Below are 22044 nucleotides of genomic sequence, written 5' to 3' on the forward strand. Positions count from 1 at the left end.
GGACCATGCAAACTCGTGATGACATTTTCAACACCCTGCGCGATGCCCTGGTCGAGCTGTTCGAACTGGACCCGGCCCGTGTGAGCCTGGACTCCAACCTGTATCAGGATCTGGAAATCGACAGCATCGATGCGGTCGATCTGATTGATCACATCAAACGCCAGACCGGCAAGAAAATCGCCGCCGAAGAGTTCAAATCGGTGCGTACCGTTGGTGACGTGGTCGAGGCGGTCTACCGTCTGGTTCAACCGACCGCATGAGCCGATTGATCGGCCTCGGCCTGTTGCTGGCCGGCCTGCTGTACCCCTTTGCGGTGTATTTCGGCATGGAGCACTTCGCCCCATGGCAGTTCGGACTGCTGCTGGGCAGCCTGTGGCTGGCGCGGGCACTGACCGGCGAGCGCAAGCCGGGCAGCCTGTGGATGGCCGGCGTGGCCATTGTGTTCTGCATGCTGCTGGCGGTGTTCGACAGCCCATTGCTGCTGCGCTGGTACCCCGTGCTGATCAGCGGTTTCATGCTGGTGCTGTTCAGCCTGAGCCTGAAATTCGGCCCACCGATGGTCGAACGGCTGGCGCGGCTGCGTGAGCCGCAGTTGCCCGCCAACGCGATTCGCTACACCCGCAAGGTCACCGTAGCGTGGAGCATTTTTTTCTTCTGCAACGGTTTGTGCGCCGCCCTCCTAACGCTGTGGGCGCCGCTGAATTGGTGGATGTTGTACACCGGCCTGATCTCCTACGGATTGATCGGCCTGATGTTTGCCATTGAATGGCTGATACGACAACGGGTGAGAGGCCGTACATGAACTGGATAAAACTTGAGCAGCTATTGCTCAAGGCCCTGCCGGCGCGAGCGATCAGCCACGCACCGGCACTCGATCACGCGCAACTGTGTGAGCAGGCGCTAAGCGTTGCCGCCAGCCTGCAAGCTCAGGGTGTGCGGCGTTTGGCCGTGCATCTGGAGGATGCCGCCGATCTGGCCATCGCCCTGCTAGGCGCCTGGCGCGCAGGGGTCAGCGTGTTGCTGCCCTCGGATCTGCAAGCGCAGACCCGTCAGCGCTGGTCGAATGAAGTCGACCTGTGGCTGACCGATCAAAGCGGTGACAGCCATTTAGGGGACTTCGCTCAGCCGCCATTGCCCGGCGCGGAGCTGAATCTCGATGAGTGCCGCTTGAGCCTGTGTACTTCCGGCTCCAGCGGCGAGCCCAAACGCATCGACAAATCCCTGCGCCAACTGGCCAATGAAGTCCACGCGCTGGAGCAGCTCTGGGGTGCGGATCTCGGTGAAGCCTGCATCATCGGCAGTGTCGCGACTCAGCACATCTACGGTTTGCTGTTCCGTGTGCTCTGGCCGCTGTGCGCCGGTCGAACGTTCGTGCGCAAGCAACTGGCCTTCTGCGAAGATTTGCAACGCGCCAGCCGCGAGCACTCGACCTTTGCCTGGGTCGCCAGCCCGGCGCTGCTCAAGCGCATGGGTGACAACCTCGACTGGCCGGCCCTGAGCGCAGTGCGCCGGGTATTTTCCTCCGGTGGCGCGCTGCCGGCAGAAGCCGCACAGAGCCTGCATCAACGCCTGCAACAGTGGCCGACGGAGATCCTCGGCAGTTCCGAAACCGGTGGCATCGCTTGGCGTCAGGGCGCAGCGCTGTGGCAACCCTTCGCCGACGTCGAACTGACTCAGGACAACGACGGCGCACTGTTGATCGCCTCACCCTATCTGCCCGCCGGGCATGTCGAACACACCGCCGACGCTGCACGCATCAGCGCCGATGGTCGTTTCGAACTGCTCGGGCGACTGGACCGGATCGTCAAACTCGAAGAAAAACGCATCTCGCTGCCAATGCTGGAGCACGCCTTGGTCGCCCACGATTGGGTCGCTGAAGCGCGTCTGGGTGTGGTGCAGGAAAACCGTGCATCGCTGGGCGCCTTGCTGGTGCTCAGCGAGTCTGGCCTGTTTGCCCTGCGTGAACATGGCCGCCGCAGCCTCACAGAAGCCCTGCGCAAGCACCTCAGTGAGCATTGCGAAGCCCTCGCGCTGCCGCGTCGCTGGCGTCTGCTGCGTCAATTACCGCTGAACAGCCAAGGCAAGCTGCCGCAGGCCGATGTCGAAGCGCTACTGCTGGCGCCCCGGCCGAAAGCCCCCGACGTGCTGGAACAGCTCGAAATCGACGGTGAATGGAGCCTGCAACTCAGTGTTCCACCGGACCTGGCCTATTTCAGCGGCCACTTTCCCAAAGCCCCAGTGTTGCCGGGCGTGGTGCAAGTGGAATGGGCGCTGAACCTCGGCCGTCAACTGCTGAACCTGCCCGGCACGTTTGTTGGCATGGAAGTGTTGAAGTTTCAGCAACTGGTGCGCCCCGGCGATGAAATTCAGCTGCACCTGCGCTTCGATCCCGAACGCAGCAAGCTGTATTTCGCCTATCGCAACGACACCGCCACCTGCTCCAGCGGCCGGATTTTGCTGGAGACCGCTCATGCATAACCCCTGCGCCGTGATCCCGGTCTACAACCATGAAACCGCGATCACCACCGTGATCGAGGCCCTGCTCGCCCAAGGCCTGCCATGCATTCTGGTGGACGACGCGAGCACGCCGTCCTGCGCGCGCGTGCTCGAGGGTCTGGCCGAACGCGACAACGTTTTTCTGGTGCGCCTGACTGCCAATCAGGGCAAGGGCGGCGCGGTGATGACCGGCCTGCGCGAAGCCGCAAGACTGGGTTTCAGCCATGCACTGCAGGTCGATGCCGACGGCCAGCATGACTTGCACGACGTCGCTCGTTTCGTCGAAGAATCCCGAGCGCATCCACAAGCGATGATTTGCGGTTATCCGCTGTTCGATGAGAGCGTGCCCAAGGGCCGTTTGTACGCCCGCTACCTGACCCATGTGATGGTGTGGATCAACACGCTCTCGCTGCAGATCCGCGATTCGATGTGCGGTTTTCGGGTGTATCCGCTGGCCTCGACGCTGGCGTTGATCAACTCGGCGAAAGTCGGCAAACGCATGGATTTCGACTCGGACATTCTGGTGCGCCTGTCGTGGCGCAATCAACCGATGCGCTGGCTGCAAACCAGCGTGCATTACCCGTTGGATGGCGTCTCGCACTTCCGTCTGTTCCACGACAACGCACTGATTTCCAGCATGCACACCCGGTTGTTCTTCGGCATGTTGCTGCGCTTTCCGCTGATCCTCTGGCGGCGGTGGCGCCGATGAATACCGAGACCGACAAAAAACACTGGGCCGACCGCGAGGAACGCGGCAGTTTCCTGTTGATGAAATTCACCGCGCTCGCCGCCAAAGTCCTTGGACGTCGGCTGCTGAGCCCATTGCTGTACGGCATCGTCCTTTACTTTTTCCTGTTTGGGCGAGTCGCGCGGCGCAGTACCTGGCAATACCAGCAACGCTTGGCCGACTGGAGCCTGCGTGAAGACTTGCAGCCGAACCATTGGCGGGTGTTCGGCCAGTTCATGGCCTTCGCCGATTCGATGCTCGACAAGCTCGACGTGTGGAACGGCAAACTCAAAATCGAGCAGATCGAAATCATCGATCCGGCGCTGCTGCGCAATCAGTTGCGCGGCAGTCGCGGGCAACTGCTGGTCGGCGCGCACCTGGGCAATCTCGAAGTGTGCCGCGCACTGGCCGAGATCGGCGAAAAGGTCACCATGAATGTGCTGGTACACACCAAGCACGCCGAGCAGTTCAACCGTTTGCTCGGCGAGGCCGGGGCGACCAATCTGCGCCTGATTCAGGTCAGCGAACTCGACCCGGTGATCATGCTGCAACTGCACGAACGCCTGGAGCGTGGCGAGTGGCTGGCGATTGCCGGCGACCGCGTGCCTTTGCACGGTGGGCGCAGCGTGACCGTCGATTTTCTTGGCCACCCGGCACCGTTCCCACAGGGGCCATGGCTGCTGGCCGGTCTGCTCAAATGCCCGGTCAACCTGCTGATGTGCCTCAAGCAACCCGATGGCCACTACCGCCTGACCCTCGAACCGTTCGCTGACGCCGTGGTGTGGAAGCGCAGCGAGCGCGAGCAGGTCATTCATCAGTGGGCGACCCGCTATGCGCAGCGCCTGAGTCACTATTGCCTCGAAGCGCCGCAACAATGGTTCAACTTTTACCCTTTCTGGAAGACCGATGACGACGCCAACCCATGAGCCGGTAACCTTCGGCGAACGCCCTTTGCGCATCGAAGACGTGCTGGCCCTGGCCAACCGTCAGGCGCCCGTGCAGTTGCAGAGCGACGCGGTTTACCGTGAACGCATCGCCAAAGGCGCACGGTTCCTCGATTCGCTGCTGGACAAGGAAGGCGTGATCTACGGCGTGACCACCGGTTACGGCGATTCCTGCGTGGTCGCGGTGCCGCTGCATCACGTCGAAGCGCTGCCGCGTCATCTCTACACTTTCCACGGTTGCGGATTGGGCAAACTGCTCGACGCCCAAGCCACCCGCGCCGTGCTGGCGGCGCGCTTGCAGTCGCTGTGCCACGGTGTTTCCGGGGTGCGGATTGAACTGCTCGAGCGTCTGCACGCCTTCCTCGAATACGACATCCTGCCGCTGATCCCCGAAGAGGGTTCTGTCGGCGCCAGCGGCGACCTGACGCCGCTGTCCTACGTTGCGGCAACGCTGTCCGGTGAACGTGAAGTGATGTTCCGTGGCGAACGCCGTCAGGCTGCCGATGTGCACCGCGAACTCGGCTGGACGCCATTGGTGCTGCGCCCGAAAGAAGCGCTGGCACTGATGAACGGCACCGCTGTGATGACCGGCCTCGCCTGCCTCGCCTACGCCCGCGCCGACTATCTGCTGCAACTGGCCACGCGCATCACCGCGCTCAACGTGGTGGCGCTGCAAGGCAATCCGGAGCACTTCGACGAGCGCCTGTTCGCCGCCAAGCCGCATCCGGGGCAAATGCAGGTCGCCGCGTGGCTGCGCAAGGATCTGGCCATCGACGCGCCGACTGCGCCGCTGCATCGTTTGCAGGATCGCTATTCGCTGCGCTGCGCCCCGCACGTGCTCGGCGTACTGGCCGACAGCCTGAACTGGCTGCGTTCGTTTATCGAGACCGAACTCAACAGCGCCAACGACAACCCGATCATCGACGCCGAAGCCGAGCGCGTATTGCACGGTGGGCACTTCTACGGCGGGCACATCGCGTTCGCCATGGACAGCCTGAAAAACCTCGTGGCCAACGTGGCCGATCTGCTCGACCGTCAACTGGCGTTGCTGGTGGACGAGCGTTACAACCACGGCTTGCCGAGCAATCTGTCCGGCGCTACGGCTGATCGGGCGATGCTTAACCACGGCTTCAAGGCTGTGCAGATCGGCACCAGCGCCTGGACCGCCGAAGCGTTGAAAAACACCATGCCGGCCAGCGTCTTCTCGCGCTCCACCGAGTGCCACAACCAGGACAAGGTGAGCATGGGCACCATCGCTGCCCGCGACGCGATCCGCGTGCTGGAACTGACCGAACAGGTTGCCGCCGCCACGCTGCTGGCCGCGAACCAAGGCGTGTGGCTGCGAGGTCAGGCCGCAGACGCTCGGCCACTGCCACCCGCACTGGCCGCGATGCACGAGGAACTCGCCCATGACTTCCCGCCGGTCATCGAAGACCGTGCACTGGAAGGCGAACTGCGCCTGTGCCTGCAACGCATCGCCGCGCAACACTGGAGGTTGCATGCGTAGTGCCGGAGTGCTTCACGCCGATACGGAAATCCTCGTACCGTTCTTTGACGTCGATACCATGCACGTGGTCTGGCACGGCCATTACGTCAAATACCTCGAAGTGGCGCGTTGCGCGCTGCTGGACAAGATCGGCCACAACTACACACACATGGTCGAGTCCGGTTACGCCTGGCCGATCATCGACCTGCAACTGCGCTATGTGCGTGGCGCGGTGTTCGGCCAGAAGCTGAACGTGCGCGCCAGTCTGGTCGAGTGGGAAAACCGTCTTAAGATCAACTACCTGATCACCGACCTGCAAACCGGCGAACGCCTGACCCGCGCCAGCTCGGTGCAGGTCGCGGTCGAGGTCAGCCGTCGCGAGATGCAACTGGCCTCGCCGAAAGTCTTCACCGATGCCGTGGAAAGGATGCTGCGATGAACCTGTTTCTTAGAAGTCTCGGCGCGCTGGCGCTGTTGGCCGTGTCGACGTTGGCCAACGCCTTCGACCTGCAACAGCTCAGCGAGCAACTGGCCAAACCGGACGTGATCCACGGCCAGTTCATTCAGGAAAAACACCTGCGCGCCCTGCCTCAGCCGCTGGTCAGCAAGGGCCGTTTCGTCCTCGCCAAAAATCTTGGCCTGCTCTGGCGGCTGAAAACCCCGCTGCAGCAAGACTACCGCATCAGCGCCAAAGGCATTGCCCGGCGTGACGCCAGTGGCTGGCAATGGCTGCCGAACAAGAGCGCCGGGGCTGAACAGAACCGTTTGTTCCTCGCCGTGCTGCAAGGTGATAGCAGCGGTCTGCAACGGGATTTCGAACTGGCCCTGAGCGGCGATGCGCAGAAGTGGACACTGACCCTGACCCCGCGCTCGTTGCTGCTCAAGCAAGTGTTCAACCAGATCAACATCAACGGCGGCGCACTGGTGCAAACCATCGAACTGCTGGAAACCCAGGGCGACAGCACCGTACTGCGCATGCAGGACAGCACCGCCGACCAACCGCTGAGCGACGCGGAGCAACATGACTTTGCCGAGTGAACGCAGGCTGCCGTGGCTGTTTCTGATCCTGCTGCTGGCGGTGATCGCACTGGCCGGTTGGCAGTGGCGCAACGGTGCGCCGTTGTCGGCCAACCTGATGGAACTGGTGCCGGGCACAAACCCTGACGCCCTCCAATTGCGCGCCGAACAACGCATGCAGGAACCGCTCAACCGCGAAATGCTGGTGCTGGTCGGCCACACTGATCGTCAGCAAGCGGTGGCCATGGCCCAGACCCTGGGCGAGCAATGGCAAGCCAGCGGACTGTTCGAAACAGTGCAGTGGAACCTGCAAGCGGACCTGCCGGCCCTGCGCACGCAACTGCTGGACGGCCGGCTGGCGATGCTCTCGGCGAATGATCGGCAGTTGCTCAGTGAACATCCCGACGCCTTCATCCAGCAACGGGTGCAGGCGCTGTACGACCCCTTTACCGGCTTCAGTCTGGTACCCAGTCAGGATGACTGGCTGGGTCTGACCGGGCGCATCCAGAACAGCCAGCCCAAGCACGGCGCAGTGCAACTGGACATCGGCAGCGGTGCATTGGTCGCTGATGCCGACGGCAAGAGCTGGGTCATGCTGCGCGCGCGCACCACTGGCAACGCCTTCGACATGAACCTGCCGCTGCAAGTCGCCGCCCTGCTGCAAAACAGCCGCGAGCAAGCGGCTAAATCAGACGTGCAACTGCTGGCCGCCAGCGGTCTGCTGTACGCGGCCAATGGTCAACAGCAAGCCACTCGCGAGATGACCTGGGTCGGCGGCGGTGCCACCGTCGGTGTTTTGTTGCTGCTATTGCTCGCCTTTCGCCGATGGCAGGTGTTGCTGGCGTTTATGCCGGTGCTGGTCGGCATGTTGTTTGGTGCGGTGACGTGTGTGGCGCTGTTCGGCCACATGCATGTGATGACGCTGGTACTGGGCTCCAGCCTGATTGGCGTGGCGGTGGATTACCCGCTGCACTACCTGTCCAAGAGCTGGAGTTTCAAGCCCTGGCGCAGTTGGCCGGCCTTGCGTCTGACCCTGCCCGGGCTGACCTTGAGCCTGATCACCAGCGCCATCGGTTATCTGGCACTGGCGTGGACGCCCTTCCCGGCGCTGACCCAAATTGCCGTGTTCTCCGCCGCCGGGTTGCTCGGTGCGTACCTGTCGGCGGTGTGCCTGCTGCCGGCGCTGTTGAGGAATGTCGAACTGCGCCCGGCACAATGGCCACTGCATCTGGCCGAGCGTCTGGTGAATCTGCGAGAAAGGCTGCTCGAACACATCCGCACACCGGTGCTGTTGGCGCTGCTGATCGCCTTCTGCATCGGCGGCCTGGTACAACTGCAAAGCAAAAACGACATCCGCCAATGGGTCGGCACGCCACAACGCCTGACCGATGAAGCGCAGACCATCGCACGCATCACCGGCTATCAGCCGACCAGCCAGTTCTTCCTGATTCGCGCAACCAATCAGCAGCAATTGCTCGAACGTCAGGCCGCGCTAAGCGGGCGTCTGCAACAACTGGTCAACCTCGACAAGCTGCAAGGGTATCTGGCGCTCGATCAACTGGTCAGCCCGCCTGGTCAGCAGCAGAACGTACGCGATGCGTTGAACAAACTGGCGCAGCACTGGCAACCGCTGCTCGACCTCGGCGTGCCCCTCGCCGCGCTGCAAAACGAGCTGCAACAGCTACAAAATCTACCCGCCAAGGACATCGACGCCGCGCTGGCCGGCCCACTTGGCGAACCCTATCGCACGCTATGGCTGGGCCCGACCGAGCAGGGCGTTGCGGCGATGACCAGCCTGCAAGGCCTGAACAACCCGGCGCTGTTGCGGGTGCAGACGCAAGACCTGCCGGGCGTTGTCCTGGTGGATCGTCTCGGCAAGCTCAATGATGTTTTCGCCGCGACCCAGGTCAGCGCCGCCGAACTGAAACTCGCCTCCTGCGTGTTGATCGTACTGGTGCTGATCGTGCCGTTCGGTTTAGGCGGCGCGTTGCGCATCGTGGCCCTGCCATTGCTCGCGGCGCTGTGCAGCCTGGCCAGTCTTGGCTGGCTCGGCCAGCCGCTGACTCTGTTCAGTCTGTTCGGCTTGTTGCTGGTCACGGCCATCAGCGTCGATTACGCGATCCTCATGCGTGAGCAGGTTGGCGGCGCGGCGGTCAGCCTGCTCGGCACGTTGCTGGCCGCCGTGACGACGTGGCTGTCATTCGGTCTGCTGGCGGTGTCGAGCACACCGGCGGTGAGCAACTTCGGTCTGTCAGTGAGCCTCGGACTGGCCTTCAGCTTCATTCTTGCCCCTTGGGCCGGGCGTCATGTCCACACGCCCCTGAATACCACCGCCATCGCGCCCGAGAGTTCACATGCCCATCATTGAAACGCAGCGTCGCCAGGTCGTCATCATCGGCGCTGGCCCCTCCGGCGCCATCGCCGCCGCGCTGCTCAAGCGCAAGGGCCACGATGTGCTGGTGATCGAGCGCCAGCACTTCCCACGCTTTTCCATCGGTGAAAGCCTGCTCAGTCATTGCCTGGATTTCGTCGAAGAGGCTGGCATGCTCGACGCCGTCAACGCCGCTGGCTTCCAGCGCAAGACCGGCGCGGCGTTTGCCTGGGGCGAGCGCTACAGCGCGTTCGATTTCAGTGACACCTTCACCGACGGCAAACCGACGACATTCCAGGTGCAACGCGCCGATTTCGACAAACTGCTGGCCGACCAAGCGGCGCTGCAAGGTGCTGAATTCCGCTATGGCGATGCCATCGTCGGCGTCGATTTCGACCGGGCAAAACCACACCTTGATGTGCGCCGCGAAAACGGCAGTGAGTACCGCGTCGAGGCGGATTTCGTGCTCGATGCCAGTGGTTACGGGCGCGTGCTGTCACGTTTGCTCGATCTCGAAGCGCCGTCGAATTTCCCAGTGCGCCAAGCGGTGTTCACCCACGTCGAAGACCACATCGACCACCCGGCCTTCGACCGCGAAAAAATTCTCGTCACCACCCACCCGCAACATCGCGATATCTGGTTCTGGACGATCCCGTTCAGCAACGGCCGCTGCTCGGTGGGCGTGGTCGCCGCCGCAGAACATTTCACGGGTCGCGATGCTGATCTCGATGCCTGCCTGCGCGGTTTCATCGCCGAGACGCCCAGCCTCGCCAGCGTGCTGAAAAACGCCGTGTGGGACACCCCGGCGCGCACCCTCGGCGGTTACGCGGCCAACGTCAAAACCCTGCACGGGCCGGGCTTCGCTTTGCTCGGTAATGCCGCTGAGTTTCTCGACCCGGTGTTCTCCTCGGGCGTGACCATCGCCATGCGTTCGGCGAGCATGGCCGCGGCCGTGCTGCACCGTCAGTTGCAAGGCGAAACCGTCGATTGGCAAAGCGAATTTGCCGAGCCGCTCAAACGTGGCGTCGACACCTTCCGCTGCTACGTCGAGGGCTGGTACGCCGGCACTTTTCAAGACGTGATTTTTTATGAAGACAGCCAGGCGGAGATTCGCCGGATGATCTGCTCGATCCTCGCCGGTTACGCCTGGGACGAACGCAACCCGTTCGTCAGCGAAGCGCGCCGCCGGCTGAAGATGATTTCCGAACTTTGTGCAAAGGACGCCCCATGAGTTACCTGAGCGACAGCTACGTCGAGGAAACCCGCTTCGGTTTCTGGTTCCTGCGCAGCCATACCTGGCAGCACCATGTGTTACGTGTAGCGATCAACGATTTACGCAGCCTGTTCAGCGAAACGCTGCCCGCGAACCCGGTGCTGCTGGACGCCGGCTGCGGCCAGGGCAAGTCGTTCCGCTACCTGCGCCAGACCTTCGCCCCGCAACGGTTGATCGGTATCGATGCCGATCCGCACAGCCTTCAATTGAGCGGTGAAGAAGCGGCGCGGCAGGGTTTGGACGTCGAGTTGATCGGCAGTGATTGCGCAACCCTCAACGTGCCGGATGCCAGCGTTGATCTGCTGTTCTGTCACCAGACGTTCCATCACTTGGTCGAACAGGAAAAAGCCCTGGCCGAGTTCTATCGCGTGCTCAAACCGGGTGGCTATCTGCTGTTCGCCGAGTCAACCGAGGCCTACATTGATACGTGGGTGATTCGTTGGCTGTTCCGTCATCCGATGCATGTGCAGAAGAGTGCGGCGCAGTATCTGCAGATGATTCGTGAACAAGGTTTCGAGTTTGGCGAGCGCAATGTCTCGTACCCGTATTTGTGGTGGAGCCGCTCGAAAGATTTTGGCTTGCTGGAACGGTTTGGATTGCGCAAGCCCAAGCCGTTTGGCCAGCGGGAGGAAACGTTGGTGAACGTTGTCGCCCGAAAACCATTAGCAGGGGCTTGCTGATGCAACTCCTAACCTGTGAGAGCGGGCTTGCTCGCGAAAGCGGTGGATCAGCTTGCATTGATGCCGGATGTGCCGACGCCTTCGCGAGCAAGCCCGCTCCCACAGGGGTTGTGGTGTGGCTGGTATTGTTGGTAACGGCCCTGTTGAGTGGTTGCGCCAGTCAGGCGCCATTGCCAGCAGGCAATCCAACACTGCCGCTGCCGCTGCAACTGCACATCGAGCGACTTCAGGCCGATCAGCGTCAGGACTGGCTCTTGGTGATCCAGCGCGAAGGCCCCGGCATTCGCTGGTCGATGATGGACCCGCTCGGCATTCCTCAAGCGCGCCAGCAATTGATCGACGGTCATTGGCAGGCCGACGGTCTGCTGCCGCCCAACCCGCAGGCCCGGGAACTGTTCGCCGCGCTGCTGTTTGCCCTGACCCCGTCCGGCGAACTGCTACGCAATTACCCCGCCGCGCAGCAGCACGACGGGCAACGTTCCTTGGCGCCGCGCTGGAACATTCGTTATTCACAACCGTTGAGCTTCGATGTGAACCTGCCTCAAGGCCCGCACTATCGCGTGTCCCCACTCGGTGAACCGACGCCATGACTGCCTACCTGAATGCCCTCGGCGTGATCTGCGCCTTGGGTCGCGACAAACAAGAAGTGGCCCGCCAGCTGTTTGCTGGCGATTGCTCGGGCATGTGCCACGAATCAGGCTGGGTGGCAAATCGCGAACTGCCGGTGGCGGCGGTGCACGGTGAACTGGCGCCGATTCCACCAGCGCTCGCGGACCAGAGCAGCCGCAACAATCAACTGTTACTGGAAGCCGCGCTGCAGATCCGCGAAGACATCGATCAGGCGATCCAGACCTACGGCCGCGAGCGCATCGGCGTGGTGCTCGGCACCAGCACCTCGGGCATCGACGAGGCCAGTCGTGGCCTGGCGCACTTCATTCGCGAGCAGCAGTTCCCGGTCGAGTATGACTATCGGCAACAGGAACTCGGCGCGCCGGCCAACTTCCTCGCTGACTGGCTGCAATTGAGCGGCCCGGCTTATGTGATTTCTACCGCCTGCACCTCCAGCGCCCGCGCCTTGATGAGCGCACAGCGCCTGCTTGATCTGGGCCTGTGCGACGCGGTGCTGTGCGGCGGTGTCGACAGTTTGTGCAAGCTGACCCTCAACGGTTTCTCGTCGCTGGAAGCCGTGTCCGACGAGCGCTGCAATCCGTTCTCGGCCAACCGCAACGGCATCAACATCGGTGAAGCGGCGGTGCTGTTCGTGATGAGCAAGCAACGAGGCGACGGCCCGGCCATCGCCTTGCTCGGGGCGGGTGCCAGCTCTGACGCGCATCACATTTCCGCCCCGGAACCGAGCGGTCGCGGTGCACTGCAAGCGATGCACAAAGCCTTGAGTCGTGCCCATCTGCAGGCAGCGCAGATCAACTATCTGAACCTGCACGGCACCGCGACCCAACACAACGACGCCATGGAAAGCCTAGCCGTCGCCACGCTGTTTCCCGACGGCGTGGCGTGCTCATCGACCAAACCGATGACCGGTCACACCCTTGGTGCTGCCGGTGCGCTGGAAGCTGCTTTCTGTTGGCTGAGCCTGAGCGCCGACAATCACGAGCACGCACTACCACCGCACGTCTGGGATGGCCAGGCCGATCCCGCGCTGCCGCCGCTCAAGTGGGTGACTGCGAGCGAACGCCTGACGTCCATTGCACCGCGCTACCTGATGAGCAACTCGTTTGCCTTCGGGGGCAACAACGTCAGCCTGATTATCGGAGACGCCCCATGACCGACTGGCCGCTCGCCGAATTACTGCCGCACGCCGGCGACATGATCCTGATCGACAAGATCATCAGCTTCGATGAAGAGCAGATTTACACCCGGCTCACGGTCAAGCCTGACGGCCTGTTCAGCCTGCCCGACGGTAGCCTGCCCGCGTGGGTGGGCATCGAACTGATGGCGCAAAGCGTCGCTGCCTTCGCCGGTTGCCATGCACGATTGAAAGGCAATCCGGTGGAACTGGGCTTCCTGCTCGGCACGCGCAAGTTCGAGTGCAACGTCGCCGCGTTCGCGGCTGGCAGCGAGTTGACCGTTCACGGCATCCGCTCGCTGGAAGACGACAACGGCATGGGCGTATTCGAATGCCATATCAACGCTGACGGCATCCACGCCAGCGCCCGGCTGAATGTATTCCGCCCACCTGCGGCGGCTGATTATCTTGAACAGAAAAAGGCGTCGAACGATGACTGAATCCGTACTGGTCACCGGCTCCAGCCGTGGCATCGGCCGCGCCATTGCGTTGCGCCTGGCGCAAGCCGGGCACGACATCGTCCTGCATTGCCGCAGCGGCGTTGCCGAAGCGCAAGCGGTACAGGCTGAAATCGAAGCGCTGGGCCGCCACGCGCGCATCCTGCAATTCGATGTAGCCGATCGCGAAGCCTGCAAAAGCATCCTCGAAGCCGACGTCGAAACCCACGGTGCCTATTACGGCGTCGTGCTCAACGCCGGCCTGACCCGCGACGGCGCTTTCCCCGCGCTGAGCGACGACGATTGGGACGTGGTACTGCGCACCAACCTCGACGGTTTCTATAACGTCCTGCACCCGGTGATGATGCCGATGATCCGCCGCCGCGCCGCCGGTCGCATTGTCTGCATCACGTCAGTGTCGGGCTTGATCGGCAACCGTGGCCAGGTCAACTACAGCGCCTCCAAGGCTGGCGTGATCGGTGCGGCGAAAGCGTTGGCGATTGAACTGGGCAAGCGCAAAATCACCGTTAACTGCGTCGCGCCGGGCCTGATCGACACGGCGATGCTCGACGAAAACGTGCCGGTGGAAGAACTGATGAAAATGATCCCCGCGCAACGCATGGGCACCCCTGAAGAGGTGGCCGGTGCGGTGAATTTCCTGATGTCGGCGGAAGCCTCGTACATCACCCGCCAGGTCCTGGCGGTCAACGGAGGCTTGTGCTGATGAAGCGCGTTGTCGTCACCGGCATGGCCGGCATCACCTCGCTGGGCAGCGACTGGGAAACCATCTCGGGCAACTTCGCGGCCAACCGCAGCGGCATTCGGCGGATGGACGAGTGGGATCGCTTCAGCGAGCTCAATACGCGTCTGGCCGGGCCCATCGATGATTTTGTCGTCCCTGCACATTGGACGCGCAAACAACTGCGCAGCATGGGCCGGGTGTCGCGACTCGCCGTCGGCGCGGCGGAAAAAGCCCTCGCCGATGCCGGTTTGCTCGGCGACGAATCGATCAGGGACGGGCGCATGGGCGTGGCTTGCGGCTCGTCCACCGGCAGCACCGACGAGATCAAAGCGTTCGGCAACATGTTGCTGAACTCGGTAGCAGAAGGCCTGAACGCCAACTCCTACGTGCGAATGATGCCGCACACCACCGCCGCCAATATCAGCATCTTCTTCGGCCTCACCGGGCGCCTGATCCCGACGTCCAGCGCCTGCACCAGCGGCAGTCAGGGCATCGGCTACGCCTATGAGGCGATCAAGTTCGGCCGCTTGCCGCTGATGCTCGCTGGCGGTGCCGAAGAACTCTGCCCGACCGAAGCCATGGTCTTCGACGCGCTCTACGCCACCAGCCTGAAAAACGATGCGCCACAAACCAGCCCTCGCCCCTACGACAAGGGCCGCGACGGTCTGGTGATCGGTGAGGGCGGCGGCATGCTGGTGCTCGAAGAGCTGGAACACGCCCTCGCTCGCGGCGCGCATATCCATGCCGAAATCGTCGGTTTCGGCAGCAACGCCGACGGCCAGCACACCACCCGCCCGGAACAAACCACCATGCGCCGCGCAATGGAACTGGCGCTGGAAGACGCCGGGCTGACGCCGCAGGCCATCGGTTATGTCAATGGTCACGGCACGGCGACAGAACAGGGCGACATTGCCGAAACACTGGCGACCAGCAGCTTGTTCGGCGAACGCATGCCGATCAGCTCGCAGAAGAGTTTCCTCGGCCACACGCTCGGAGCCTGCGGGGCACTGGAGTCGTGGTTCAGCATCGAGATGATGAATCGCGATCTGTACGTGCACACGTTCAATCTCGACGAGGTCGATCCGCACTGCGGCAAACTCGATTACCTGCGCGGCGAATTCCGCCCGATGCATCACGACTACGTGATGAACAACAATTTCGCTTTTGGTGGCGTCAACACCTCGTTGATTTTCCGCCGCTGGCCGCAACCGAATTAATCCAGGTCAAGGAGACCTCCATGCACTTCAAGAAACTCGCTGCCTTCACTCTGATGCTTTGCGCCTTGCCGGCCGTCAGCCAGGCCCGTGACACGGCGGTTTACCTGCCGTTCGACAAGGCCGTCGCCGAAGCGACCCGCTCGGGCAAAATCGATGGCAGCGTGAAGTTCTATCTGGCCGGCAACACCCCGGCCGGCAAAGTCACCGTACTCAGCCCCGGCGCCGTGACCAACAAGAAAACCAACGCTTTCAACAAATCCGACACCGTCGCCTGCGAGTGGGTCGTTCAATCGGCAATCATCAGCCTGCATCAAGCGGCGAAAAATGCCGGGGCCAATGCAGTGACCAATATCGTCAGCTTCTACAAGAGCAACGAGCGCAAGGATGCACAGACGTACGAATGCCACGCGGGCGCGATCCTGGCGGGGGTTGCGTTGAAGGGCGATCTGGCGAAGGTTCAGTAAGACGGTGATGCATTGTCGTCATGGAGCTTGCCTGCGACGCCAATGCCGTAATCAACATCGCCAGCGTCGACCAGCGTGACCTTTACAAAGACACCGGAAATTCCAGTGCAGCGCTGGGATGTTGGTGTCGAGCGTGGCGTTGCGTGGGGATTTGGCGTACGTGGATTGGTGGGACTGCAGAAACGACAAAGGGCGCCTGAATTGGCGCCCTTTGTCGTTCGACTCAACTCAAGTGCTGGCATGTAACTTCAGTCCTAAAGCTTTCACTACTTTCACGATTGTCCCGAACTCGGGGTTTCCTTCACCTGACAATGCGCGGTAGAGGCTCTCTCGGGAAAGCCCAGCGTCACGTGCGACTTGAGTCATGCCTCGCGCTCTCGCAAGGGTGCCAAGCGCCTTGGCGATGAAGGCCGGTTCGTCTCCAGCCTCCTCCATACAGGCATCGAGACAGTTAGCCATGTCCTCTTCTGTCTTGAGGTACTCGGCTGAGTCCCAACGAGCGAATTGTTCGGTCATGGATTGTTCTCCTGCCAGGACTCCGCGATGAGCCTGGCTTGCTTGATGTCTCGGGGTTGGCTGCTCTTATCTCCACCACAAAGGAGGATGACTAGTTCTACACTCGTTAAATCGTTGAGTTTCGCTCACTGAGTCAAGGAGATGACCATGCAAGTGAAAGCCCTGATCGCCGCGACGCTCTTCAGTCTGCTCCCCAGCGCCAGCCATGCCACCAATCTGATGTACATGCCCTTCGAGACGGTGTTGTCGCACGCGATTCGTGCCGGGCGGCTGGATGGCAGTGTGAAGTTTTATCTGGCCGGAAATGGGCCGCAGGGCACTCAGCAGTTGCTGCAACGCGATGTGATCAGTGATTTGAAGACCAACGGTTTCAACAAGAGCGATCACGATTCCTGCGAGTGGGTGTTGCAGTCGAACCTGATCAGGTTGCAGGCCGAGGCCAAGCGGGTCGGGGCGAATGCGGTGGTCAATATCGTCAGTTATTACGACCAGCATGTGCGCAAGGATTTGAATACGTATGAGTGTCGGGCGGGGATTTTTGTCACGCGGGTAGCGTTGAAGGGGGATCTGGTGCGGTTGCCATAAAAGAGGTGGTGTGGGTGCGGAGGCCTTCGCGAACAAGCCCGCCTCACTCTGGAATGCGGCCCCCTGTGGGAGCGGGCTTGCTCGCGAAGAGGCCCGCAGCCATTACCCAATTGAAGGCTCAACCTTAAGCGTGAGCAGCTCAACGAACGCCTTGGCCATCGGTGATTTCTGATCCTTGCGCTGCACCAGCCACACCGCTGAAACCGCTTCAGGATCCAGCAGCGGCCGGTAGACCACGCCGTCGATGCGCATCCGCTGGTAGGACGCAGGCAATACCGAGACGCCCAACCCCGCCGCCACCAGTCCGATGATGGTCATGGCCTCCCCGGCCTCTTGGGCGAAGTGCGGACTGAAGCCGGCGTCACGAGCCAGGCTGAGCAGTTGTGCGTAGAGACCGCTGCCATAGCTGCGCGGGAAGAACACGAAGGGTTCCAGCGCCAGCGCCGAGAGGAACAGGCCTTCCTCGCTGCCTTGGGCCAACGGATGCTTGGTACTGAGCACCGCCACCAGCGGTTCGCGCATCAACTCGACGACGCTCAACGAATCCGGCAACCCCAGCGGGCGCATGATGCCGACCTCGATGGACTCATCGACCAGCGCCTCAGCCACTTGGGTACTGCTCATCTCCCGCAGGTTCAGGTGCACCGCCGGGAAACGCTGGCGAAAGGAAAAGATCGCCTGGGGAATGGTCGAGTTGAACGGGGCCGACGAGGTGAAACCAATCTTCAATTCCCCCAACTCCCCGAGTTGCGCACGCCGGGCAACGTCCGCCGCCTTATCGACCTGCGCCAGCACCAACCGCGCCTCTTCCAGGAACAGCCGACCGGCCTCGCTCAACTCGACCCGACGATTGGTACGCTCGAAAAGTCGCGCGCCAACCTCTTGCTCCAGCGCCTGAATCTGCTGGCTCAGCGGCGGTTGGGAGATGCCCAATGCCTGTGCGGCACGGCCGAAGTGCAGTTCTTCGGCGACGGCAATGAAGTAACGAAGGTGGCGCAGTTCCATGAAAACCCCATTAGGTCGTTAAAGCTATCAAACAGGTCGAACAATATATTGGATAGAAACATTAGCCAGCTATATGATTTTTTCATTGCCTGCCTGGCCGTGCCCTTCGAGGTCTGATGTGAAAACCGCCGCTGCCCCTCTTGCTCATGAAGTCCCGCCCACAGCGGCGGACGATGTCGTCGCCGAGCTGCAAGAGATCTACATCGAAAAAGGCACGCCGATGTTCATGCGTACGGTACTGGCGCTGTTCAGCGGTGGGTTTGCGACCTTTGCCCTGCTGTACTGCGTGCAGCCGATGATGCCGTTGCTGTCCCACGAATACGGGATCAACGCGGCGCAGAGCAGCCTGATTCTGTCAGTGGCCACGGGCATGCTCGCTATCGGCCTGCTGATTACCGGGCCGATTTCCGATCGGGTCGGGCGTAAACCGGTGATGGTCACTGCACTGTTCGCGGCGGCGCTGTGCACCATCGCCAGTTCAATGATGCCGAGCTGGCACGGTGTGCTGATCATGCGCGCACTGATCGGGCTGTCGTTGAGCGGTCTGGCGGCGGTGGCGATGACCTATTTGAGCGAGGAAATTCACCCGCAGCACATCGGCCTGGCGATGGGCTTGTACATTGGCGGCAACGCGATTGGCGGGATGAGCGGACGATTGATCACCGGGGTGCTGATCGACTTCGTCAGTTGGCACACGGCGATGCTGGTGATTGGCGGTCTGGCGCTGATTGCGGCGGCGGTGTTCTGGAAAATCCTGCCGGAGTCGCGCAACTTCCGTTCGCGCTCGCTGCACCCGCGCAGCCTGCTCGACGGCTTCACCATGCACTTTCGCGACGCCGGTTTGCCGTTGCTGTTCCTTGAAGCGTTCCTGCTGATGGGCGCGTTTGTCACCCTGTTCAACTACATCGGCTATCGCCTGCTGGCGGCGCCGTACAACCTCGATCAGGTGTTCGTAGGCCTGCTGTCGGTGGTGTACCTGTCGGGGATCTACAGCTCGGCGAAGATCGGTTCGCTGGCGGACAAACTGGGCCGACGCAAAGTGTTGTGGGCGACGATTGCGCTGATGTTTGCAGGTTTGTCGCTGACGATGTTCACCCCTGTGCCGCTGATCATCATCGGCATGCTGATCTTCACCTTTGGCTTCTTTGGGGCGCACTCGGTGGCGAGTAGCTGGATCGGGCGGCGGGCGACCAGAGCCAAAGGACAGGCGTCTTCGCTTTACCTGTTTAGCTATTACGCCGGATCAAGCATTGCCGGGACGGCGGGTGGGGTGTTCTGGCACTTGGGCGGGTGGAACGGGATTGGTTTGTTTATCGGCGCGCTGTTGCTGGTGGCGTTGTTGTTGGCGTTGAAGCTGGCGAAGTTGCCGCCGTTGGGCGGCGTCAAAGCCTGACAAAAATCCCCTGTGGGAGGGGGCTTGCTCCCTCCCACAGTTGATCTGTTTTCGGCTCCGGATCGTGGAAACAAAAACGCCCGGCATTTGCCGGGCGTTTTGCTTTGCTGAACTTAGAGCTGGGCGTCGATCACTCGTGATACTGCGCCGACAACTCATGCACGGCGCGCAGGAAGGCGCCCGCGTGTTCCGGATCAACCTCAGGCGTGATGCCGTGGCCGAGGTTGAACACGTGGCCGCTGCCCTTGCCGTAGCTGGCCAGAATGCGCCCGACTTCGGTGCGGATCGCTTCCGGTTTTGCATAAAGCACGGTCGGGTCCATGTTGCCTTGCAGCGCAACTTTGTCGCCGACGCGATCGCGGGCGTTACCGATGTCGCAGGTCCAGTCCAGGCCCAATGCGTCAGCGCCGGCGTCAGCGATGCTTTCCAGCCACAGGCCGCCGTTTTTGGTGAACAGGATCACCGGCACCTTGCGACCGTCGTGCTCGCGGATCAGGCCGCTGACGATTTTCTTCATGTAGGCCAGCGAGAACTCCTGATACGCCGCCGCCGACAGATTGCCGCCCCAGGTGTCGAAGATCTGCACCGCTTGCGCGCCGGCCATGATCTGGCCGTTGAGGTACGAAGTCACCGACTGCGCGAGTTTATCCAGCAGCAGGTGCATGGCTTGCGGGTTGTCGTAGAGCATCGCTTTGGTCTTGCGGAAGTCTTTCGACGAGCCGCCTTCGACCATGTAAGTGGCCAGGGTCCAGGGGCTGCCAGAAAAACCGATCAACGGCACACGGCCATTGAGTTCGCGGCGGATGGTGCTGACCGCGTCCATCACGTAGCCAAGGTCTTTGTGCGGATCAGGGATCGGCAGAGCTTCGATGTCGGCGAGAGTGCTGACGACTTTCTTGAAGCGCGGGCCTTCACCGGTCTCGAAGTACAGGCCTTGGCCCATCGCGTCGGGAATGGTGAGGATGTCGGAAAACAGGATCGCCGCGTCCAGTTGTGGGTAGCGGTCGAGCGGTTGCATCGTGACTTCGCAGGCGAATTCCGGATTCATGCACAGGCTCATGAAGTCACCGGCGTGGGCACGGCTAGCGCGGTATTCCGGCAGGTAGCGACCGGCCTGACGCATCATCCACACCGGGGTGACGTCAACGGGTTGCTTGAGCAGGGCGCGGAGGAAACGGTCGTTCTTCAGGGCAGTCATGTCGGCATCCGGAAAAAAAGTGCGGGCATTTTCTCAGAGCGCGACGCAAAAGGCACGGATGCAGGTCAGCCTTTTGTCTATCGGGTCAATTTGTCGCGCTGATTACAGCGATTTCAGCAACACCCTGAAACCAATGTGGGAGCGGCGGTGCGACGATTCGACTTGCTCGCGAAAGCGGCGTGTCAGTCAATACATCGGATGACTGATACAAAGCATTCGCGAGCAAGCCCGCTCCCACAATTTGATCGCATTTCAGGTTGAAAAGTGATCAGACGCCCAGGTAATCCAGAATCCCTTCGGCGGCATTACGGCCTTCGAAGATCGCCGTCACCACCAGGTCGGAACCGCGCACCATGTCGCCACCGGCGAAAATTTTCGGGTTGCTGGTCTGGTGCTTGTACTGACCTTGCTCAGGCGCAACGACGCGGCCCTGACTGTCGGTCTGGATTTCGAACTGTTCGAACCACGGCGCCGGGCTCGGACGGAAACCGAAAGCGATGACCACGGCGTCGGCCGGGATGATCTCTTCGGAACCCGGGATCGGCTCTGGGCTGCGACGGCCACGGGCGTCCGGTTCGCCGAGACGGGTCTCGACCACCTTCACGCCTTCGACGCGGTCTTCGCCAACGATGGCGATTGGCTGGCGGTTGTAGAGGAATTTCACGCCTTCTTCCTTGGCGTTCTTCACCTCTTTGCGCGAGCCGGGCATGTTCGCTTCGTCACGACGATAGGCACAGGTTACCGACTTGGCGCCCTGACGAATCGACGTGCGGTTGCAGTCCATCGCCGTGTCGCCGCCGCCGAGCACCACAACCTTCTTGCCTTTCATGTCGACGAAATCTTCCGGCGACTTTTCAAAGCCCAGGTTGCGGTTGACGTTGGCGATCAGGAAGTCCAGCGCGTCATAAACGCCCGGCAGGTCCTCACCGGCAAAACCGCCCTTCATGTAGGTGTAAGTACCCATGCCCATGAACACTGCATCGTATTCGGCGAGCAGTTGTTCCATGGTCACGTCTTTGCCGACCTCGGTGTTGAGGCGGAACTCGATACCCATGCCGGTGAAGACTTCGCGACGATTGCTCAGCACGGTCTTTTCCAGCTTGAACTCGGGGATACCGAAGGTCAGCAGACCACCGATTTCCGGGTTCTTGTCGAACACCACCGGGGTCACACCGCCACGCACCAGCACGTCGGCACAGCCCAGACCTGCCGGGCCAGCACCGATGATCGCGACACGTTTGCCGGTCGGTTTGACCTTGGACATGTCCGGGCGCCAACCCATGGCGAACGCGGTGTCGGTGATGTACTTCTCGACCGAACCGATGGTCACCGCGCCAAAACCGTCGTTGAGGGTGCAGGCACCCTCGCACAGACGATCCTGTGGGCACACCCGACCGCACACTTCCGGCAGGGTGTTGGTCTGGTGCGACAGCTCGGCGGCGGCAAGGATGGTGCCCTCGGCCACCAACTTGAGCCAGTTGGGAATGAAGTTGTGCACCGGGCACTTCCATTCGAAATACGGCATCCCGCAACCCAGGCAGCGGTGGGCCTGGTCGGCCGACTGCTGGGGTTTGAACGGTTCGTAGATCTCGACGAACTCTTTCTTGCGTTGACGCAACAGTTTCTTCTTCGGATCTTTGCGCCCGACATCGATGAACTGGAAGTCGTTATTCAGACGTTCAGCCATTG

23 protein-coding genes are annotated in these 22044 nt (G+C 61.7%); 19 read left to right on the forward strand and 4 right to left on the reverse strand.

The genetic code is table 11. From position 1 onward, the window contains the following. Positions 1-5 precede the first annotated feature (5 nt). From ACIOU6_RS19065 to ACIOU6_RS19145, 17 genes are read left to right on the forward strand one after another with little or no spacing between them, the layout of a single operon-like run. Positions 6-260 carry an acyl carrier protein gene (locus tag ACIOU6_RS19065; RefSeq protein ID WP_221731278.1) on the forward strand — a complete coding sequence of 85 codons (255 nt, stop codon included), beginning with the start codon at positions 6-8 and terminating at the stop codon, positions 258-260. Further along, positions 257-802 (forward strand): hypothetical protein, encoded by a 546-nt coding sequence (locus ACIOU6_RS19070; protein ID WP_401138616.1) that lies wholly within the window; start codon positions 257-259, stop codon positions 800-802. The genes ACIOU6_RS19065 and ACIOU6_RS19070 overlap by 4 nt, the downstream gene beginning before the upstream one ends. After that, positions 799-2478, forward strand: a complete 1680-nt coding sequence (locus ACIOU6_RS19075) for an acyl-CoA synthetase family protein (RefSeq protein ID WP_221731280.1) — start codon at positions 799-801, stop codon at positions 2476-2478. Before ACIOU6_RS19070 ends, ACIOU6_RS19075 begins: the two co-directional genes overlap by 4 nt. After that, complete coding sequence (locus ACIOU6_RS19080) at positions 2471-3205, forward strand: glycosyltransferase family 2 protein (protein ID WP_221731281.1); 735 nt, start codon at positions 2471-2473, stop codon at positions 3203-3205. Before ACIOU6_RS19075 ends, ACIOU6_RS19080 begins: the two co-directional genes overlap by 8 nt. Next, entirely contained in the window at positions 3202-4149 is a 948-nt protein-coding gene (locus tag ACIOU6_RS19085; RefSeq protein WP_221731282.1) for a glycosyl transferase, read from the forward strand. The genes ACIOU6_RS19080 and ACIOU6_RS19085 overlap by 4 nt, the downstream gene beginning before the upstream one ends. Further along, positions 4130-5674 carry a histidine ammonia-lyase gene (hutH, locus tag ACIOU6_RS19090; protein ID WP_221731283.1) on the forward strand — a complete coding sequence of 515 codons (1545 nt, stop codon included), beginning with the start codon at positions 4130-4132 and terminating at the stop codon, positions 5672-5674. Before ACIOU6_RS19085 ends, hutH begins: the two co-directional genes overlap by 20 nt. Continuing rightward, the gene (locus ACIOU6_RS19095; RefSeq protein ID WP_221731284.1) at positions 5667-6092 is read left to right on the forward strand and encodes a thioesterase family protein; all 426 of its coding nucleotides are present in this window, start codon (positions 5667-5669) and stop codon (positions 6090-6092) included. The genes hutH and ACIOU6_RS19095 overlap by 8 nt, the downstream gene beginning before the upstream one ends. Then, positions 6089-6691, forward strand: coding sequence for an outer membrane lipoprotein carrier protein LolA (locus tag ACIOU6_RS19100; RefSeq protein ID WP_221731285.1), 603 nt, complete (start codon positions 6089-6091; stop codon positions 6689-6691). The genes ACIOU6_RS19095 and ACIOU6_RS19100 overlap by 4 nt, the downstream gene beginning before the upstream one ends. Then, a complete protein-coding gene (locus ACIOU6_RS19105; RefSeq protein ID WP_401138617.1) occupies positions 6675-9038 on the forward strand; it encodes an MMPL family transporter in 2364 nt (787 codons plus the stop codon). The genes ACIOU6_RS19100 and ACIOU6_RS19105 overlap by 17 nt, the downstream gene beginning before the upstream one ends. After that, positions 9025-10272 carry an NAD(P)/FAD-dependent oxidoreductase gene (locus ACIOU6_RS19110; RefSeq protein WP_401138618.1) on the forward strand — a complete coding sequence of 416 codons (1248 nt, stop codon included), beginning with the start codon at positions 9025-9027 and terminating at the stop codon, positions 10270-10272. The genes ACIOU6_RS19105 and ACIOU6_RS19110 overlap by 14 nt, the downstream gene beginning before the upstream one ends. After that, positions 10269-10994 carry a class I SAM-dependent methyltransferase gene (locus ACIOU6_RS19115; protein ID WP_221731288.1) on the forward strand — a complete coding sequence of 242 codons (726 nt, stop codon included), beginning with the start codon at positions 10269-10271 and terminating at the stop codon, positions 10992-10994. Before ACIOU6_RS19110 ends, ACIOU6_RS19115 begins: the two co-directional genes overlap by 4 nt. Next, positions 10994-11584: a hypothetical protein gene (locus ACIOU6_RS19120; RefSeq protein WP_401138619.1), complete on the forward strand. Its 591-nt coding sequence runs from the start codon at positions 10994-10996 to the stop codon at positions 11582-11584. The genes ACIOU6_RS19115 and ACIOU6_RS19120 overlap by 1 nt, the downstream gene beginning before the upstream one ends. Beyond that, positions 11581-12777: a beta-ketoacyl-[acyl-carrier-protein] synthase family protein gene (locus ACIOU6_RS19125; RefSeq protein ID WP_221731290.1), complete on the forward strand. Its 1197-nt coding sequence runs from the start codon at positions 11581-11583 to the stop codon at positions 12775-12777. Before ACIOU6_RS19120 ends, ACIOU6_RS19125 begins: the two co-directional genes overlap by 4 nt. After that, positions 12774-13238 carry a hotdog family protein gene (locus ACIOU6_RS19130; protein WP_221731291.1) on the forward strand — a complete coding sequence of 155 codons (465 nt, stop codon included), beginning with the start codon at positions 12774-12776 and terminating at the stop codon, positions 13236-13238. The genes ACIOU6_RS19125 and ACIOU6_RS19130 overlap by 4 nt, the downstream gene beginning before the upstream one ends. Continuing rightward, positions 13231-13959 (forward strand): 3-oxoacyl-ACP reductase FabG, encoded by a 729-nt coding sequence (fabG, locus tag ACIOU6_RS19135; RefSeq protein ID WP_221731292.1) that lies wholly within the window; start codon positions 13231-13233, stop codon positions 13957-13959. Before ACIOU6_RS19130 ends, fabG begins: the two co-directional genes overlap by 8 nt. After that, positions 13959-15194: a beta-ketoacyl-ACP synthase gene (locus ACIOU6_RS19140; protein WP_401138620.1), complete on the forward strand. Its 1236-nt coding sequence runs from the start codon at positions 13959-13961 to the stop codon at positions 15192-15194. The genes fabG and ACIOU6_RS19140 overlap by 1 nt, the downstream gene beginning before the upstream one ends. Positions 15195-15214: 20 nt before the next feature. Further along, entirely contained in the window at positions 15215-15658 is a 444-nt protein-coding gene (locus ACIOU6_RS19145) for an excinuclease (protein WP_221731293.1), read from the forward strand. 228 nt (positions 15659-15886) lie between these two features. Here the strand turns inward: ACIOU6_RS19145 and ACIOU6_RS19150 are convergent, their stop codons facing one another. Then, positions 15887-16174: an addiction module antidote protein gene (locus tag ACIOU6_RS19150; protein WP_401138621.1), complete on the reverse strand. Its 288-nt coding sequence runs from the start codon at positions 16172-16174 to the stop codon at positions 15887-15889. A gap of 147 nt (positions 16175-16321) precedes the next feature. On the opposite strand from ACIOU6_RS19150, the gene ACIOU6_RS19155 reads away from it, so the two are divergent. Continuing rightward, positions 16322-16759: an excinuclease gene (locus tag ACIOU6_RS19155; protein WP_401138622.1), complete on the forward strand. Its 438-nt coding sequence runs from the start codon at positions 16322-16324 to the stop codon at positions 16757-16759. Positions 16760-16861: 102 nt separating this feature from the next. Here the strand turns inward: ACIOU6_RS19155 and ACIOU6_RS19160 are convergent, their stop codons facing one another. Then, on the reverse strand, positions 16862-17764 hold the full coding sequence (locus ACIOU6_RS19160; protein ID WP_401138623.1) for a LysR substrate-binding domain-containing protein: 903 nt from the start codon (positions 17762-17764) through the stop codon (positions 16862-16864). A 118-nt stretch (positions 17765-17882) separates the two neighbouring features. On the opposite strand from ACIOU6_RS19160, the gene ACIOU6_RS19165 reads away from it, so the two are divergent. Then, complete coding sequence (locus ACIOU6_RS19165; protein ID WP_401138624.1) at positions 17883-19157, forward strand: MFS transporter; 1275 nt, start codon at positions 17883-17885, stop codon at positions 19155-19157. A 130-nt stretch (positions 19158-19287) separates the two neighbouring features. On the opposite strand, the gene hemE is transcribed toward ACIOU6_RS19165, so the two are convergent. Continuing rightward, positions 19288-20355, reverse strand: coding sequence for a uroporphyrinogen decarboxylase (gene hemE, locus ACIOU6_RS19170; RefSeq protein ID WP_401138625.1), 1068 nt, complete (start codon positions 20353-20355; stop codon positions 19288-19290). A gap of 268 nt (positions 20356-20623) precedes the next feature. After that, positions 20624-22042 (reverse strand): FAD-dependent oxidoreductase, encoded by a 1419-nt coding sequence (locus tag ACIOU6_RS19175; RefSeq protein WP_401138626.1) that lies wholly within the window; start codon positions 22040-22042, stop codon positions 20624-20626. Between the last annotated feature and the right edge of the window lie 2 nt (positions 22043-22044).

This window comes from Pseudomonas sp. NPDC087615 (assembly GCF_044743445.1).
Taxonomy (GTDB): Bacteria; Pseudomonadota; Gammaproteobacteria; order Pseudomonadales; family Pseudomonadaceae; genus Aquipseudomonas; species Aquipseudomonas baetica_A.

Bases quoted from the DNA above. Each gene is read 5' to 3' on its own strand.
- ACIOU6_RS19065 (WP_221731278.1), top strand. From the start codon at position 6: ATGCAAACTCGTGATGACATTTTCAACACCCTGCGCGATGCCCTGGTC.
- ACIOU6_RS19070 (WP_401138616.1), top strand. From the start codon at position 257: ATGAGCCGATTGATCGGCCTCGGCCTGTTGCTGGCCGGCCTGCTGTAC.
- ACIOU6_RS19075 (WP_221731280.1), top strand. From the start codon at position 799: ATGAACTGGATAAAACTTGAGCAGCTATTGCTCAAGGCCCTGCCGGCG.
- ACIOU6_RS19080 (WP_221731281.1), top strand. From the start codon at position 2,471: ATGCATAACCCCTGCGCCGTGATCCCGGTCTACAACCATGAAACCGCG.
- ACIOU6_RS19085 (WP_221731282.1), top strand. From the start codon at position 3,202: ATGAATACCGAGACCGACAAAAAACACTGGGCCGACCGCGAGGAACGC.
- hutH (WP_221731283.1), top strand. From the start codon at position 4,130: ATGACGACGCCAACCCATGAGCCGGTAACCTTCGGCGAACGCCCTTTG.
- ACIOU6_RS19095 (WP_221731284.1), top strand. From the start codon at position 5,667: ATGCGTAGTGCCGGAGTGCTTCACGCCGATACGGAAATCCTCGTACCG.
- ACIOU6_RS19100 (WP_221731285.1), top strand. From the start codon at position 6,089: ATGAACCTGTTTCTTAGAAGTCTCGGCGCGCTGGCGCTGTTGGCCGTG.
- ACIOU6_RS19105 (WP_401138617.1), top strand. From the start codon at position 6,675: ATGACTTTGCCGAGTGAACGCAGGCTGCCGTGGCTGTTTCTGATCCTG.
- ACIOU6_RS19110 (WP_401138618.1), top strand. From the start codon at position 9,025: ATGCCCATCATTGAAACGCAGCGTCGCCAGGTCGTCATCATCGGCGCT.
- ACIOU6_RS19115 (WP_221731288.1), top strand. From the start codon at position 10,269: ATGAGTTACCTGAGCGACAGCTACGTCGAGGAAACCCGCTTCGGTTTC.
- ACIOU6_RS19120 (WP_401138619.1), top strand. From the start codon at position 10,994: ATGCAACTCCTAACCTGTGAGAGCGGGCTTGCTCGCGAAAGCGGTGGA.
- ACIOU6_RS19125 (WP_221731290.1), top strand. From the start codon at position 11,581: ATGACTGCCTACCTGAATGCCCTCGGCGTGATCTGCGCCTTGGGTCGC.
- ACIOU6_RS19130 (WP_221731291.1), top strand. From the start codon at position 12,774: ATGACCGACTGGCCGCTCGCCGAATTACTGCCGCACGCCGGCGACATG.
- fabG (WP_221731292.1), top strand. From the start codon at position 13,231: ATGACTGAATCCGTACTGGTCACCGGCTCCAGCCGTGGCATCGGCCGC.
- ACIOU6_RS19140 (WP_401138620.1), top strand. From the start codon at position 13,959: ATGAAGCGCGTTGTCGTCACCGGCATGGCCGGCATCACCTCGCTGGGC.
- ACIOU6_RS19145 (WP_221731293.1), top strand. From the start codon at position 15,215: ATGCACTTCAAGAAACTCGCTGCCTTCACTCTGATGCTTTGCGCCTTG.
- ACIOU6_RS19150 (WP_401138621.1), bottom strand. From the start codon at position 16,174: ATGACCGAACAATTCGCTCGTTGGGACTCAGCCGAGTACCTCAAGACA.
- ACIOU6_RS19155 (WP_401138622.1), top strand. From the start codon at position 16,322: ATGCAAGTGAAAGCCCTGATCGCCGCGACGCTCTTCAGTCTGCTCCCC.
- ACIOU6_RS19160 (WP_401138623.1), bottom strand. From the start codon at position 17,764: ATGGAACTGCGCCACCTTCGTTACTTCATTGCCGTCGCCGAAGAACTG.
- hemE (WP_401138625.1), bottom strand. From the start codon at position 20,355: ATGACTGCCCTGAAGAACGACCGTTTCCTCCGCGCCCTGCTCAAGCAA.
- ACIOU6_RS19175 (WP_401138626.1), bottom strand. From the start codon at position 22,042: ATGGCTGAACGTCTGAATAACGACTTCCAGTTCATCGATGTCGGGCGC.